Source organism: Brotaphodocola sp. (assembly GCF_983179755.1).
Window position 1 is genome coordinate 1 of record NZ_CFAHBC010000043.1, and the last position, 14945, is coordinate 14945.

13 protein-coding genes and 2 tRNA genes are annotated in these 14945 nt (G+C 48.5%); all 15 read right to left on the bottom strand.

The window, feature by feature from the left end:
• Nucleotides 1–108 precede the first annotated feature (108 nt).
• On the bottom strand, nt 109–423 hold the full coding sequence (locus AC4EVX_RS11755; RefSeq protein ID WP_073962779.1) for a helix-turn-helix domain-containing protein: 315 nt from the start codon (nt 421–423) through the stop codon (nt 109–111).
• A 122-nt stretch (nt 424–545) separates the two neighbouring features.
• Nucleotides 546–893 (bottom strand): TnpV protein, encoded by a 348-nt coding sequence (locus AC4EVX_RS11760; RefSeq protein ID WP_490160275.1) that lies wholly within the window; start codon nt 891–893, stop codon nt 546–548.
• 295 nt (nt 894–1188) lie between these two features.
• The gene (locus tag AC4EVX_RS11765; protein WP_177977732.1) at nt 1189–1602 is read right to left on the bottom strand and encodes a hypothetical protein; all 414 of its coding nucleotides are present in this window, start codon (nt 1600–1602) and stop codon (nt 1189–1191) included.
• A complete protein-coding gene (locus AC4EVX_RS11770) occupies nt 1602–2543 on the bottom strand; it encodes an ATP-binding cassette domain-containing protein (RefSeq protein WP_177977733.1) in 942 nt (313 codons plus the stop codon). The genes AC4EVX_RS11765 and AC4EVX_RS11770 overlap by 1 nt, the downstream gene beginning before the upstream one ends.
• A gap of 6 nt (nt 2544–2549) precedes the next feature.
• Nucleotides 2550–3596 (bottom strand): oligopeptide/dipeptide ABC transporter ATP-binding protein, encoded by a 1047-nt coding sequence (locus tag AC4EVX_RS11775; RefSeq protein ID WP_177977741.1) that lies wholly within the window; start codon nt 3594–3596, stop codon nt 2550–2552.
• A 57-nt stretch (nt 3597–3653) separates the two neighbouring features.
• Nucleotides 3654–4607, bottom strand: a complete 954-nt coding sequence (locus AC4EVX_RS11780) for an ABC transporter permease (RefSeq protein ID WP_177977734.1) — start codon at nt 4605–4607, stop codon at nt 3654–3656.
• Nucleotides 4604–5554: an ABC transporter permease gene (locus tag AC4EVX_RS11785; protein ID WP_177977735.1), complete on the bottom strand. Its 951-nt coding sequence runs from the start codon at nt 5552–5554 to the stop codon at nt 4604–4606. Before AC4EVX_RS11785 ends, AC4EVX_RS11780 begins: the two co-directional genes overlap by 4 nt.
• A 6-nt stretch (nt 5555–5560) precedes the next feature.
• The gene (locus tag AC4EVX_RS11790) at nt 5561–7501 is read right to left on the bottom strand and encodes an ABC transporter substrate-binding protein (RefSeq protein ID WP_490160276.1); all 1941 of its coding nucleotides are present in this window, start codon (nt 7499–7501) and stop codon (nt 5561–5563) included.
• 760 nt (nt 7502–8261) lie between these two features.
• A complete protein-coding gene (locus AC4EVX_RS11795) occupies nt 8262–9263 on the bottom strand; it encodes a DnaJ C-terminal domain-containing protein (RefSeq protein WP_177977736.1) in 1002 nt (333 codons plus the stop codon).
• A 267-nt stretch (nt 9264–9530) separates the two neighbouring features.
• On the bottom strand, nt 9531–10502 hold the full coding sequence (locus AC4EVX_RS11800; RefSeq protein WP_177977737.1) for a mechanosensitive ion channel family protein: 972 nt from the start codon (nt 10500–10502) through the stop codon (nt 9531–9533).
• Nucleotides 10503–10591: 89 nt separating this feature from the next.
• The gene (locus AC4EVX_RS11805; protein ID WP_177977738.1) at nt 10592–12097 is read right to left on the bottom strand and encodes an AAA family ATPase; all 1506 of its coding nucleotides are present in this window, start codon (nt 12095–12097) and stop codon (nt 10592–10594) included.
• The gene (locus AC4EVX_RS11810; protein ID WP_177977739.1) at nt 12094–13452 is read right to left on the bottom strand and encodes a VWA-like domain-containing protein; all 1359 of its coding nucleotides are present in this window, start codon (nt 13450–13452) and stop codon (nt 12094–12096) included. Before AC4EVX_RS11810 ends, AC4EVX_RS11805 begins: the two co-directional genes overlap by 4 nt.
• Nucleotides 13453–13472: 20 nt before the next feature.
• Nucleotides 13473–14543, bottom strand: coding sequence for a leucine-rich repeat protein (locus tag AC4EVX_RS11815; protein ID WP_490160277.1), 1071 nt, complete (start codon nt 14541–14543; stop codon nt 13473–13475).
• A gap of 98 nt (nt 14544–14641) precedes the next feature.
• Nucleotides 14642–14714 (bottom strand) — tRNA-Gly (locus tag AC4EVX_RS11820).
• 80 nt (nt 14715–14794) lie between these two features.
• Nucleotides 14795–14865 (bottom strand) — tRNA-Gly (locus AC4EVX_RS11825).
• Nucleotides 14866–14945: the final 80 nt, after the last annotated feature.

Genomic DNA, 14945 nt, shown 5'->3' on the forward strand with positions numbered 1-14945 from the left:
ATTTACCATATCTGGTTTTCCTATTTTCTGATGTCCGGAGATAGAAATTTCCTATGACCTGATTGTCCAAAATTTGACTATCCACCCTTAGGCACTTCTCTTCTCCACTTAATCATTTTCTTCTCCTAATGGAACTTCCCGGATAATATATTCGGTATCTCCATAAAAGCCATATTCATTACGCAATCTATGACGTTCCACATATCCATGATGCTCTAATTCCTTAATTGCAGAACGAACAGAATCAATCCCATCTCTGCTCAGTGTTGCCAGTCCCTGCATATTGTAATTCCAGTCCTCTGGTAAACTTAACATCAGTGACAATAGGCCTTTCGCTTTCAATGTCAGATTCTTATTCTTGAAATGGTGATTACTCATTACCGTAAAATTCTTAGTTCTCTCTACACGAAAAATCTGTGCCATGCTCCCATCCCCTTTCCAGTTCAAAAGAAAAAGACGCAAGCCATATCTTATGACTCACGCCTTACTTCGCTCACAATATTCTATTTTTATCAGTTACCTGCCAGATTAGTTACTGGCAATCCTTATACATAAATCAATTCTTTCAGGATAATCTCTTCTGCAATCGCTCTGTGCTGATTGGCAGCTCTTACCCATGCCATCTGATCTTTCTCCTTATCCGGCAGTGGTTCTTTTTCTTCCAACTGTTTCAGAATCACTTCTTCCCGTTCCCTGGCTGCCTTGTCCACTTCCAGAAGATGCTCTCCAATCGTATCCTGCAGAAGCATCACCTGATAGGTTAAATTTCGATGGTTTTTCAGATAATCTCTACGAAGAAAACCATACTTTCCAAGTTGCTCCATCTGCTCACCGGATTTATAGGTGAGATTCGGAATCAGATATCCATTTACATTCGTATACGTTAATTTCATTTTATTAGCACTCTCCATTTCTCATCATTTTTTGACCACAAATTTACGACATTTACGGCAAATCTGACACTGCTTTACAATACCAGACAAAATGACTGATTCCCCGGAAAGCCTGTAAAACAGGCACTTCTAGGATACACAAGACAGGACAAAAATCGACTTCCATTATCAAGATGTGAGTGCTAATTTTTTGTGAACATTTTGTGAACTCATCAATCAAAAAAATCTCCCTATGCCGATGCGATTTTCTCCTCGCACCCACACAGAGGGATTTTTTGATTCCCACCTAAATATCTTAAAACAAAACTGAGACAACCACAAAGATCACCGTGCAGATCAGACTTGCGGTCAGACTGCAAAGTGCCTGCTCTCTCTCACTCAGCTCCGCAAACGACACGATGTGCTCATCTGCAAAATCGACGATGTCGCTTGTTCCCCTGCGGACCGGTTTCTTTTTTTCTCCTTCTCGCTTTTCAAAGAGATGGTGGAAGGAGACCCCGTCGAATTTCAGATAGGAAAACCACGCAAACGCCAGAAACAGTACCCCAACGACAAAACAGCCGTCTCTTCCCAGAGACAGCTGTCCTCCCGTGTTGACGTACCGGTTCCATAAAAGCAGGACTGCAACTGCAATCGCACTTCTCGCCACGACCTTGTAGAGAATCGGGCGAACCATATAGGACTGGTAATACGACAACCACTTTTTCATTATCTGGATTCCTCAATTTCCTTTCGGTAACCGTCGAGCTCCTTCTGATTTCCGTAAACGAAATGTCCCGGAAGAATCTCCTCCCAGACTGGTCCGTCGACGCTGTAATCATGGATTGACGGATCGTAGACGAGAAGTTTCTTGTTCTTCTCAAGCTCCGGATCAGGAATCGGAACTGCGGACAAAAGTGCCTTCGTGTACGGGTGAAGCGGATGGAGGAAAAGCTCCTCAGCCTCAGCAAGCTCCACGATACGCCCCTTGTGAATAACCGCGATTCGGTCAGAGATAAAGCGAACAACAGAGAGATCATGAGCGATGAACAGATACGTCAGTCCACGGCTCTTCTTTAAGTTGTTCAGCAGGTTCAGTACCTGTGCACGGATCGAGACGTCGAGGGCGGAAATCGGCTCATCGGCTACGACGAACTCCGGCTCCATGATCAGCGCACGTGCAATTCCGATACGCTGACGCTGACCACCCGAGAACTCGTGCGGGAAGCGGGAAGCGAACTCCGGCAGAAGTCCAACCTCGCGAAGTGCCTCTGCAACCTTGCGCTTGCGGTCTTCCTCGTCCTTGTACATGTGGAAATTGATCAGACCCTCGGAGATGATGTAGTCGACCTTCGCACGCTCATTCAAGGAGGCCATCGGGTCCTGGAAAATCATCTGGCAGGTCTTTACGACCTCACGGTCAAGGTCTTTTGAGATCTTTCCGCTGATCCGCTTTCCGCGGTAGAGAATCTCACCGGCAGATACCGGATTGATTCGGGTGATCGCTCTTCCGATCGTCGTCTTTCCGGAACCGGACTCTCCTACGAGCGAGAACGTCTCTCCCTTATAAATATCAAAATTTACATGGTCGACAGCGACGAATTTCTTCTTTCCGCTTCCGAAGGTAATCTGCAAATCTTTGATTTCAATTAATTTCTCTTTCTCAGCCACCGCATCTTACCCCCTTTCCTTTAACTTCATCTGCTCGCGCAGTCTGCGGATGGAATCCGGCTGTTCGATCTTCGGCGCTCTCGGATCGAGATACCAGGTCTTTGCCTTGTGTGTCGGGGACACCTCAAAGAACGGTGGTTCCTCGACAAAGTCGATTGCGAGTGCACGCTTGTTTCTCGGTGCGAACGCATCGCCCTTAACCTCGTTAAACAGGTTTGGCGGAGTTCCGTCGATTGTCGGAAGTGCCTCACCCTTGACGCCGAGCTGTGGAAGTGCAGACAGCAAAGCCCAGGTGTACGGATGCCATGCGTCGTAGAAAATCTCCTCGACCATACCGTACTCGACAATCTGTCCTGCATACATAACTGCAACGCGATCAGCGACATTTGCCACAACTCCGAGATCATGAGTGATGTAGACAACCGTCATGTTCAGCTCTTTCTGAAGACTGCGAATCAGATCAAGAATCTGAGCCTGAATCGTCACGTCGAGAGCCGTCGTCGGCTCGTCACAGATCAGGATCTCCGGGTGGCAGGCAACCGCGATCGCGATGACAACTCGCTGGCGCATACCGCCGGAAAACTCGTGCGGATACTGGTTGTAACGGCGCTCAGCATCCGGGATTCCAACCTTACGGAGCATATCGAGTGCCTTCGCCTTTGCCTCCGGTCCCTTGATTCCCTGATTGAGCTCGATACTCTCCTCAATCTGGCGACCGATCTTCTTTAACGGGTTCAACGAAGTCATCGGATCCTGCATGACCATCGAGATCTTCTTTCCGCGGATCGTCATCCAATCCTTCTCTGTCTTGTAAGTTGCAAGATCCTTTCCGTCATACTGGATGCTTCCGCCGACAATGCTTCCATTCGCATCAAGCATGCCGAGAAAGGACTTTGTAAATACCGATTTGCCTGATCCAGACTCGCCCACGATCGCGAGCGTCTCTCCCTGATAAAGATCGAGAGAGCACTTGCGGATCGCCTTCAGTTTCTTGCCACGCAGGCTGAACTGAATTTCAACGTCTCTGGCGGACAGAATCGGCGCTTTTTCCATATTAGCATTTGCCATATCCGTTTCCTCCAAATTTTTCCAAATTAGTATTTGATTTTCTTATACATGGTTTCTAGGATCTGCCGCATCCGAGAATGCATTTCCCACCAGATAGAAAGTGATGGTAATCAGGGATACGATGACCGCCGGGAAAATCAGCAGATACGGATACTGCAAGAAGTAGTTGCGGGCATTTCTCAAGAGAATGCCGAGGGACGGCGTATTCACATCGAGTCCGAGTCCAAGGTAGGACAGGGTTGACTCCAGAGCGATCGTCTGCGGGATCGACAGAGCCAGACGCAGGATAATCACGCTGATCAGATACGGGAAAATGTTCTTCACAAGAATTCGCCATACCGGTGTTCCGAGACATCTCGATGCCAGGTTGTACTCGCGGTCGCGGTACATCAGCACGAGGTTTCTGACATTTCTCGCCATCACAAGCCAGCCGACCGTGATCATTGCGATCGCCATGTTGCGGAAGCTCTGTCCGAAGAGCAGAGCTGCGAGCGTCATGTAGATGATCGTCGGGATGTTGTTGATGACGTTGTAAATCTCTGTCATGATGCGGTCAAGACTGCGCACATAGCCCCAGATACATCCGATCGTCACACCGAGCACGCACTCTCCGAGTGCAACAATCAGTGCCAGCTTAATCGAGATCTGAGCGGCGTACCATACCTGACACCAGTAGTCACGTCCGAGGTTATCCGTTCCGAACCAGAACTCTCCGTTCGGGGACGTGAATGCCAGAGATGCATCTGACATGATCTGCGCGGAAGAATAATCGTACTTTCCGATTTTCAGCGCAATAAAGGAAAAAATAACAAGGGCAAAGAACACAAACGCCATGAACACTGCCGATTTCTTCTTGAGGAAATTCTGAAATACGGATTTCCAATAAGAATAATCGGAGTATCCGATGCGCTCTGCTGCCTCCGGAGAATACTCCACAAATTCAAATCCATTGCTCGGATTCTCATTCTGATTCTGTTTCTGATTCTGTTCGCTCATCGACTGCCTCCTTTGTCCGCCAGTTTGATTCTCGGGTCGAGAAGCATCATCAGCACATCACCGAGGAACACGCCCAGAACTCCCAGAGCCGCATAAATGATTACCAGGGTCTGAACCACATTCAAATCATAACGGGTGATGGCATCAGTCAGAAGCGGGCCCATTCCCGGAACAGAGAAGAAACGCTCTGCCAGAAGAGAACCACTGATCGTCATCAGGAACGATGCCGGGATATACTGTACCAGAGGTACAAATGCATTCTTGAGCACATGCTTTACCATGATGTCCTTAAATGCCATGCCCTTGATGCGGGCGAGCTTGATATAATCTTTGTTCAGCTCATCAACCATGTAACGTCTGGTCCACAGCGCATAGTGAGCGATAGATGCCAGAGCGAGACAGACGATGGGCAGAATACTGGATTTTCCAACATTTCTCGTGGAATAGAGCGTCGGCAGGTTCAGCACATGAGCACCGAACGCAAGCACGAGGGAGTAGGATACCAGTGGCGGAACTGCGTTTACAAAAATAGTGTATGCCGTTCCAATATGGTCGAAAATGCGGTCCTTGTGACGGGCCTGCATCACGCCTAAGAACACACCAATGATCAGGGCGATAACTAGCGCGGTACATCCGAGACGCATGGAAATCGCAAATTTCGTTCCGATTACCTTCAGAACCGGAGCACCCGTCTGAATTCGACGGGAAACACCGAAGTCAAAATGCAGAAGCTGTCCGTAAAAGCGGAGCAACTGCTGTCCGATCGGATCTAACAGTCCGGCTGCTAACAACTGATCGTTCTTCTGTTCCTCCGTGAGCTTCATGACCTGGTCCTCTGTAAAGTAGTAGTCCGTCGGAAGCATCCGCATGAGCAGGAAAACAATCGTTGCCACAACCAGGACTGTTACAAGTGACTGTAACAGTCGTTTGATTGTGTATTTTGTCATATCTTATTACTTCGCCTCCGCTGCAAAAGCCTCATACTGCTCAGTTGTATACGGAGTGGTAGAAGTCTCCCAATTCTTGTAAGTATAGTTCTGGGCGCCGTACATCGCATTCATCTTGGTGTAATCATTGACCTTCGTCAACTGCCACTGGGTCTCGTACTGAACCGGGATCGTCAGAGCATGCTCAAGCATATATGCCTCAGCCTCAGCAAATGCATCGTAACGCTGATCCATATCGTCACAGATCTCGCCAGCCTTCTCTACCATGTCAGAGAACTCCTTGTAGGTCGCAATCAGATTCTCATCAGTTGCCTGATTGATTCTGGAGTAGTTCTTGGAGTAGTAAGCGCCGTCATAGCCATAACGCTCCTGATCGAGGAAGTTTGCCGGATCACCGTAGTCTGCACCCCATCCACTGATGTAGTAGGAATGGATACCAGGCTGGATAACCTCTTTCGTTACGCTGGATACGAAGGTCTTGATGTTGAAGTTTACATAGTCATCGCCAAGGCACTCAGAGAAGATCTGCTTCATGATCGTCTGGGTATCCAGAGCATTCTGGTCACCGGAAACGATGTAGTAGTCGATCTGGATCGGGAAGGTAACGCCCTGAGCACTCAGCTCTTCCATAGCCTGCTTCTTGTAAGCCTCAGCCTTCTCCTTGTTGTATCTTCTCATGTGCTCACCGTCAGACTCCGACATGCCAAGAAGCTCCTGAACCTTATCGGTGTAATCTCTTCCGTCAGAGTACTTTAACAGACCCTTCATCGTGTAGCACACGTTCTCGTTGTGGAGCGGGTTGATGAAGTTGGATCTTGACCAGTACTTCGTCAGATCCAGACCATAGTACAGGGAAAGACGGAATGCCTCGTTTGCAACTGCGGTATTCCAGTTGGTATCCGGAGTTCCATCCTCGTTGTTCTTTGCATAGTTCAAATGCATCTGATAGGAGAACTTCTTCGGGCGGGTCTCAGCCAGATATGCGTGGTCTTTGTTGTTCTCGTCATCGTAGATCGTTCTCAAATCTGCCTCAGACAGGGAGATGTTGTCAAGCTCGCCGTTCTGCCACAGCTGATACTGCTGGGTTGCATCGACCATACGGATCGTAACGGTATCGAACAGGGTTGCATCCTTATCCCAGTAAGAATCGTTCTTCGTGAGAATCTTCTCGTTGTTCATCGTGAAGGTGGTCTCGAAGTACGGTCCGTTGTACCACATGTTCTCATTCGTCATACCGATCATGCCGTCAACGCCGAGCTCATCGATCAGACCCTGAGAGATCGGGTACATGCATGCAGAAGTCATCACGGTATCGAAATACGGAGCGTTCGTTGTGCAGTGGTAAACCAGGGTGTAGTCATCCGGTGCCTCAATGCCAACCATCTCAAGCATCTTGGAAGTGTCGAGAGCCTTTGCCTCTGCCTCCGGGAGATCCTTCGTGTAGTTGTAGTAGTCCTCAGCGCCTTCAATCAGTGCCAGAGGCATAGAGGCGTTGTTTCCACCGTTCTTGTGGAAGTTTAAAATCCACTCCATTGCGGTGATCCAGTCCTGTGCAGTACAGTCAGCTTTCTCATTTCCATTGATGTCTACCCATTTTACGTCGTCTCTGAGTTTGAAGGTCCAGGTAAGACCACCGTCCTCGGTGCCCCACTCTTTCGCAACAGCTGCGCGAAGCTGTCCGTTGTTGTCAACCTCCAGAAGCGGAGAGTACATATTACACAGTACATTCAGATCTGCTGCCTTCTCCGTGTTCAGGATAAAGAATCCCTCCTGCTCACGAATCGGAGCCTCATAAGTTACCAGATCCTTGATCGCAGATGTATTTCCTGCATCTGTGTTTCCGCCGTCATTACTGCCGGTATTCTGGCTGGAGCTTCCTCCGCATGCAGTCAGTACCATGGCTGATGCGAGCGCAAGTGCTGCCAGACGTGCTGTGTTTTTTCTCATTGCAAATATTCTCCTTCCTTTCTATTGCATAAAAAAGAATGTGCCCTGGCACATTCTCGCGCCGAGGCGCGGTTGCTTCGGCAACCATCTTCCCCTGAGCCGAGTGCGCATCCTCGCGGAGCGTTTTTGTATGATAGGACGCTTCCTATCATATAAAACAGATTCTACCAATCCTACGCACTTCAAACTGGCAAAATCTCCATCGTTACTGTTCACGCACACATGCCCAGTAATCGAATTTTACGGCACTTTCGGTTCCAAAAGTGCCTACTTCTGAACAGTAACTTTCCATCTTCCCTCTGCAAAATCGTTCCGTTATCTGATCTCCATCTGATGATATGAAAACAAAGATATCAAGACCTGCTCCTGCTGAAAGAAAAAAGGCGAAGATAATAGCCTGAAGCTAATCTTCGCCGCTGACTTTTATTGTAACATCGACAGTTGAATTCGTCAAGCATTATAGTGTGCCACACGTACAACTGTGCGGGAAATACGGTCTTTCTTTCTGGTTTTCTTTACAAAATAAAGTAAAATTTCCATGTATTCCCCATATTTCCTGTCTATTCTGAACAATATTAATCAAATGTGTCATTCTTTCCTCGGAGCACGGACACACAATGCTCCCCAAAACAGAAAAAAAGAGGACATAATCTGGAATTTTGTTCCACTTTATGTCCTCTTCTCACTATTCCTGTCCTGGAAAATCAGTAACTGTTCCGTAACTTCACAGTTACGAAAACTACTCCTATTCAAAAATTAATTAATAAGTAACTCTGCTTCCCGCACAGATCTCCTCAAACTCTCTCAGTTTCTGTTTTGCCTCCGGGCTTAAATTCTGAGGCACTTCAATCTGAACCGTCACATATTGATCTCCGTGCACAGAAGCATCCTTCATTGAGACGATGCCCTTTCCTCTCAGGCGAATCTTCGAGCCAGACTGGGTTCCCGGCTTAATCTTACACGAAACCCTTCCAGAAAGTGTCTGAAGTACTGCCTCTCCGCCAAACACTGCCGTCGTGAACGGAATCGAGACCGTCGTGTATACATCCATGCCCTTGCGTTCAAATCCGGCACGGTCAAGAACCGTCACCTTGATCAAAAGGTCTCCTGCCTCGGCATTTCCACTGCCAGGATTGCCCTTTCCTTTCAGACGAATCGATTTTCCACTCTCAATGCCCGCCGGAATGTGAACCTGAAGCGTGTGGGTCTTTCCGTCTGCGCCCTTTAAGTTGACCATCTTGTCGCATCCGGAGACTGCCTCATCGAAACTGATCGTCATCTCCGCCGTCAAATCACTTCCACGGCGTGAACGACTTCCGCCAAAGCCCTCCTGACCGAAACCACCGCCGAAGTGACCTCCGCTAAAACCGCTGAATCCACGGCTCTTTCGACTGCTTCCACCGCCACCTCCGAACATATTGCCGAAGATATCGCCAAACATATCATCCATTCCACCGCTTCCGCCATTGAAATGGAACTCCTGCCAGCCTCCGTTTGCACCGCCAAAGCCGCCTGCGCCGTTTGCCGAACCGGTTCCGTCAAAAGCTGCCGAACCATACTGATCGTACAGTTTCTTCTTCTCCGGATCGCTGAGAATCTCATATGCCTCGGTCACATCCTTAAACTTCTCCGCTGCCTCTGCATTGTTCGGATTGCTGTCCGGATGGTACTTCTTTGCGAGTTTTCGGTATGCCTTTTTAATCGTGGACGCATCCGCACTTCTGTCTATTCCAAGGATCTCATAATAATCTCTCTTTGCCATCTTAATCACCTACCTGATATTGATGTACTCTCGGATTCCAAGAGTACATATTGATCTCTTGTTTAAAATCTTTTCCTGATAACTAACTGCTCATAATGACCTTTTCACTTTTTTATAAGAAACGGGGCTTTCTCCTGAATATCTGTCCGCACTATGTGTGGACATCACGTTCATTTCCAGCCCCGTTGTCATTATGTTCTACTCGTAATATAACATATGTTTTTCCTGTTTGCAAGAGTGTACGAAAAATTTTTTATTCTCTTGCCTTTAATTTCCTTTTTTGATCGTCACATCCATCTTGTTATAAGGAATCTCAATTCCCGCACGGTCAAACTCGAGCTTAATCTTCTCCGTAATATCAAAGTATGCACTCCAATAATCCGCAGTCTTGACCCAGCCTCTCGCACCGATCATCACAGCGCTGTCTGCAAGTTCTGACACAAACACGGTAATATCCTCATCCTTGAGAATCCACTCGTTATTCTCATAGATCTCGCGAAGCACATTCTTCGCCAGTTTCAGATCCGACTCGTAGGAGATTCCAACCGACACATCCACACGGCGCTTCTCCTGAGCTGTCACGTTAACAATCGTTCCATTTGAAATACTTCCGTTCGGAATTGTGATCTTCTTGTTGTCCACAGTCGTCAGTGTCGTATAGGCAAGACCAATACTCTGAACCGTTCCCTCCATACCGCCAAATACAATGTAGTCATGCAGTTTGAACGGTCTCGTCATCATAATCAGAATTCCGCCAGCGACGTTTCCGAGGCTTCCCTGAAGAGAGAGACCGATTGCCAGACCGGCAGAACCGAGCAGGGCGACGATTGACGCCGACGGAACGCCAAGTTTATCAAGAGCAACGAATGCAAAAATCGCATAGATTCCGGCATTCACAACGGACAGCAAAAACTTGCTGACGCTCAGATCGAGATCCATTCGCTGAAATGTTCTCTTTAAGAAACTGCGGACAAACTGCGCAGCTCTCGTTCCGATGAACATGATGATACCCGCTGCAAGAAGGCGGTAACCAAGAGCAAAAAGTCCCGGTGTCCACCCCTTAATTGTCTCAAGAATCACATTCGGCTTCAACTGCTGAAGATCCTGCTGAATCTCCGCCGAAGCCGGTGTCGCCGTCAAAATATCGGTGAGCGCCGATGCACTCGTCTCCGCCACATCCCCAGTGGCAGTCAGGAAAGACGTCAGTTCCCCCAATCCTGTTATTGTGTGAAATATCATGGCTATTCTCTCCCTTTTTTATGAAAAATCTCTGAGTTATAAAGCATATCTGACAAAGCTCCGGAGGAGCTTATCACTCCACACACTCCCTAAGAAAGTAATTTTCCTATCTCCTTCTCCTCCTCAGAGAACAGCAGATTCCGATTATACTCATAGTACCTCTCGCACTCATACTCCTGCAAGAACTGCACGCTGTAAAATCCTGTATTCAGCTCCGTGACAAACAGCACCATCTCCTGACTTCCTCCAAATGTCGCCTCCATGAAATCAAACGCATGCTCAAGGCGCGCCCCGCTCTGATCCACGAGATCCTCATACGCATCGCTGTCCGCTCCGAAACGCTTGCGAATCGCCTCCCAGGCTTCTGCACCGTTTGCAAAGTCCCCACTGCGAACCGCCTGAAGATCTGCCTCAAGCTTTGCAGAGACTGCCCGACAATCAGAAAGCGTGGTTCTTGCGAGAAGCCCGTCCGCAAGACGCTTCTCCCAATCGGCACGAAAGGCTTCAACCTTTTCCGTAAACACGCGAACTGCCGAAACCACAAACGTCTCAAACGCTCCCGACATCTGAAGCTCCTTCATCTGCTTCATCTGAATCTGCATCCGCTCCTGCGTCCGGACAACCTCACGAAAGCCATCATTGAGTCCGGATAAGAGCAGTCCGACAACGCTGATCTTCTCATCAAAAGGCGCTTTCTGAAGTTTCTCCACAACCGGCTCCGAGATCTTTCCATCAAGAATCTCAGCAACCTGATAATCATTCTGATACTTATAATAGAGTTCCAGATAATTCGCAAAATCCTTTGCAATCTTCGGAAACTGGATGTACTCTGCGACAAGCTCGCGGTCAACCTTCTTGCCCTGTTTCTCATAGATCCAGATCAGCTCCGACAGATCCTCCCATCCTCGCGGAGTCGCAAAAATCCGACCATCGACCGTCGTCTCAATCCGACAGAAATTCTCCTTGCGAATTCCCAGATAAGAACGAATTGCCGGGTGCACATTTGCGCGCACCGCATACTCCATCCAGACACCGAGATCTGCCTCGACATCCATTCGGCGAATTCGATCCATCGTCACGATGTCAAACTCCCGTACCGACTTGTTGTACTCCGGCGGATTTCCCGCTGCAACGATGATCCATCCCTGCGGAATCTTATGATTTCCAAACGTCTTTCCCTGAAGAAACTGGAGCATCGTCGGTGCAAGCGTCTCCGATACGCAGTTGATCTCATCGATGAACAGAAGTCCCTCGGAGAGTCCGGTCTGCTCAATCTTATCATAGATCGAAGCGACAATCTCACTCATCGTGTACTCCGTCACTGCATACTCTTTTCCGCCGTAATTCTTGTGCTCGATAAACGGAAGTCCAATCGCACTCTGTCTCGTGTGGTGCGTGATCGTGTATGCGACAAGACCAATCTGGCACTCCTGAGAGATCTGCTCCATGATCTGCGTTTTTCCGATTCCCGGAGGTCCGATCAGAAGCATCGGTCTCTGGCGAATTGACGGAATCGCATATGCCCCGTACTCATCCTTCGCCAGGTATGCCTCGATTGTATCCTTGATTTCCTGTTTTGCACGTTTGATATTCATGATTCTTCTCCTCCACTTCCCAAAACATGTTTTCTCTCCTCCAAAATTTGCTCCGGCTCAAGAATCAGCTTGATTGCCCACGGTGGAACAGAGATATCGACATACTGATCTTTGACAAACACAAAAGCTGTATCGTAAAACGGCTTCTTCACCGGATAAATGCCCATTCCATCCGTAAAATACAAAAGTCCTTTCAGCCGATGAAATGCTCCCTGATTCGCCAACTGGTTCACATGCTCAAATGCCGGGCGAAAATCCGTTCCGCCATTTCCGATCACCGTAAACTCCTTCATGTAGGCTTCCATCTCCTCGCGGTTCGTGATCAGGCGATCCTCCTGCACCTGTTCATCGCACTGGATGATGTGAATGTTCGTCTTCTTAAAATAACTGTCCGATTCACAGAGAATATCGTAAGTCTCCTCAAGGAACCGGCGCACGAGATCCCCCGAACACGACATCGAGGTGTCGATGACGATCACAAAATCCTCGATTCGGCTGACCTCCTTCGACTCAAGAGGTTCAACAAGGGGCATATTTCCATAAAGAGACAGCCCATACGTATAAAAAATATAGTCAAATGAATCCGGATCGACCTGCATCTCCTCGCGAAGCACAGAGAAACGGCGCAGAAACCGCCGGTAATCGTAGCGTTCCCGGTTTTCAACCTGAACCTGCTCGAGAAGACTCTTTGAGTCCTCATCCTGCTGGTTTCCCATCGTCTCCATCTCGGTCTGAATCTTGTCCCGGTTGTCACTCCACTGATTCTGGCGCACGATGCTGTCCTTTGGCGCATCATCCGGCAATTTCCAGAACCGGTGATCGTCGACATAGAACTCCTGCGCGATTCTCCGATACTGCTGGTCTTTGAGATCCGCCTCTCTCAGAACCCGGTAGATGCCCTCCACATTCAGCACCTTCAGTTTTTTCTTAAGTCTCCCGTACCAGTCCATCCGAAACGGCGTCATTGCGACGTGCAAACATTTCATGTAGATTCCATCAATCACCGACTCCACTGCAATATCACATGCAAGATTCCAGAGTTCTTCCTCTCTCTTTCCTCTCGTATCCATATGCGAAAACAGACAATGGAGCAACATATGGAGATAGGCGCGATTTACATGTACACGCCCGCTCTTGTAGAGACCACACAGATAATCGGGATCATAATTAATGATAAAGCCGTCCGTCCCGATTCCCCCACATCCCGGCACCGCCTCAAATCCGAGACTGCTCAAAGAGACATCGAGATAACGCATATTCAGATAAAGCTCATTTCTCGAATTCATCAGAATTCTCGTGCAGAGTTCCACCGTATTCAACTCATCCAACTGTCTCTGTCTGACCGGATCAATCATGGTTGACCCCTCCCTCTTCTTTAAAGTTCAAACCTGCGACGGCGCGCTCTTGTCTTTGGCTCCGCTTCCGCACTCTTTACACGTTCTGCAACATCAGCGGGATTCTCCGGCGCTTTCTCTGATGCCTTCTCTGATCTTTTCTCCGATGCTTTATCCCTCTCAGAAGAAAGCGAAAATTCCGAATGAGAAACTCCCGAAGCATGAAAATGGCGATAATTCATCAGCCAGCTGACCATCTCCGTATCACCCTTCTCCTGCGCGATCGCAATCAGCTCCGCGAGCTTCTCTGCAAGCGTTTCCGGATTCTGAGTCTCATCCGCAAGCACCGTCTCGACAAGCCAGGGCAACATTCCCGGTTCCAAATTTGTCACCTGATCCCGCTTCGGGCTGTCCGCCTGAATCAACAGACTTCCCGCGCATTTCCAGTGCTCTCTGACATAGTCAAGATACATCTGACAGCGCTTCTCGGAAAGTCCCCACGGATAGAGGATTCTGCCGATCGCAAGCTCGGTCACAAGCTCCTCCGACTCCTGCACCTTCACATGAGGAAAGAGCTCATCGTAACCTGCAAACTGAAATTCCCGGTTTGCAAAACAATAGCGATAGCGGTGACCACAGCCGTGTGTCTCCGTCACGAGAATTCGCGCAGGCGTATTTTCCACAGACTCCTCAAAATACTCAGGGAAGATCAGGCGCGCCTCCTTGTCGCCCTTGTGTACGCGAACGCGAAGCGTCTGTCTGATCTCCGAGAGAATATCCTTAAAGCAGGAGCGCTCGCCTTCAAATTCTGTAAAATCAAGAAATCGGATCAGCGGAGTGTCCGCAAAAAGACCGGTACCAAGATCAAGCGCCCGTCCTCCCATGTAAACTGCCTTTAATTTCTGACAGCCGTAAAACGCATAGGCGCCGATTTTTTTAACCCCGATCGGAATGTGAACCTCCTCGATCTCACTTCCTGAGCAGACATAGGCGCCGAGCGCCGTGACCGAAAGCCCCTCTTCCTCCTCCGGAATCAAAACCACAGAATCCGGCTCCGGAATCTTATCGATTTGAATCTGATCTTCTTTCCATCTTGAATATATGATTTCCATCTTTCTTTTCCTTTTTCCTCTTTTTCCGGTTTCCTATTTCTAATTTCCTATAAAACGAAAAAGCGGACTCCGAAATGATCGGAATCCGCTTCTAATAGAGCGCGAGACGGGACTCGAACCCGCGACCCCGACCTTGGCAAGGTCGTGCTCCACCAACTGAGCCACTCGCGCATATGTTGTTGTTTTCAACGAAATGAATTGTATCATACTTTTGCGAAAATTGCAACTACTTTTTACAATTTTTTTCGTGAAGCGGGCGATGGGAATCGAACCCACGTATCCAGCTTGGAAGGCTGGTGTTCTACCATTGAACTACGCCCGCAAATCCTGCCTTTGAGGTTCCCCTCAGTGCCTTGGACCGGAATCGAACCAGTGACACGAGGATTTTCAGTCCTCTGCTCT

Coding starts and splice junctions, on each gene's coding strand:
- AC4EVX_RS11790 (WP_490160276.1), bottom strand. CDS start 7,501: ATGAGAAAAAACACAGCACGTCTGGCAGCACTTGCGCTCGCATCAGCC.
- AC4EVX_RS11775 (WP_177977741.1), bottom strand. CDS start 3,596: ATGGAAAAAGCGCCGATTCTGTCCGCCAGAGACGTTGAAATTCAGTTC.
- AC4EVX_RS11800 (WP_177977737.1), bottom strand. CDS start 10,502: ATGATATTTCACACAATAACAGGATTGGGGGAACTGACGTCTTTCCTG.
- AC4EVX_RS11805 (WP_177977738.1), bottom strand. CDS start 12,097: ATGAATATCAAACGTGCAAAACAGGAAATCAAGGATACAATCGAGGCA.
- AC4EVX_RS11765 (WP_177977732.1), bottom strand. CDS start 1,602: ATGAAAAAGTGGTTGTCGTATTACCAGTCCTATATGGTTCGCCCGATT.
- AC4EVX_RS11760 (WP_490160275.1), bottom strand. CDS start 893: ATGAAATTAACGTATACGAATGTAAATGGATATCTGATTCCGAATCTC.
- AC4EVX_RS11815 (WP_490160277.1), bottom strand. CDS start 14,543: ATGGAAATCATATATTCAAGATGGAAAGAAGATCAGATTCAAATCGAT.
- AC4EVX_RS11810 (WP_177977739.1), bottom strand. CDS start 13,452: ATGATTGATCCGGTCAGACAGAGACAGTTGGATGAGTTGAATACGGTG.
- AC4EVX_RS11795 (WP_177977736.1), bottom strand. CDS start 9,263: ATGGCAAAGAGAGATTATTATGAGATCCTTGGAATAGACAGAAGTGCG.
- AC4EVX_RS11780 (WP_177977734.1), bottom strand. CDS start 4,607: ATGAGCGAACAGAATCAGAAACAGAATCAGAATGAGAATCCGAGCAAT.
- AC4EVX_RS11785 (WP_177977735.1), bottom strand. CDS start 5,554: ATGACAAAATACACAATCAAACGACTGTTACAGTCACTTGTAACAGTC.
- AC4EVX_RS11755 (WP_073962779.1), bottom strand. CDS start 423: ATGGCACAGATTTTTCGTGTAGAGAGAACTAAGAATTTTACGGTAATG.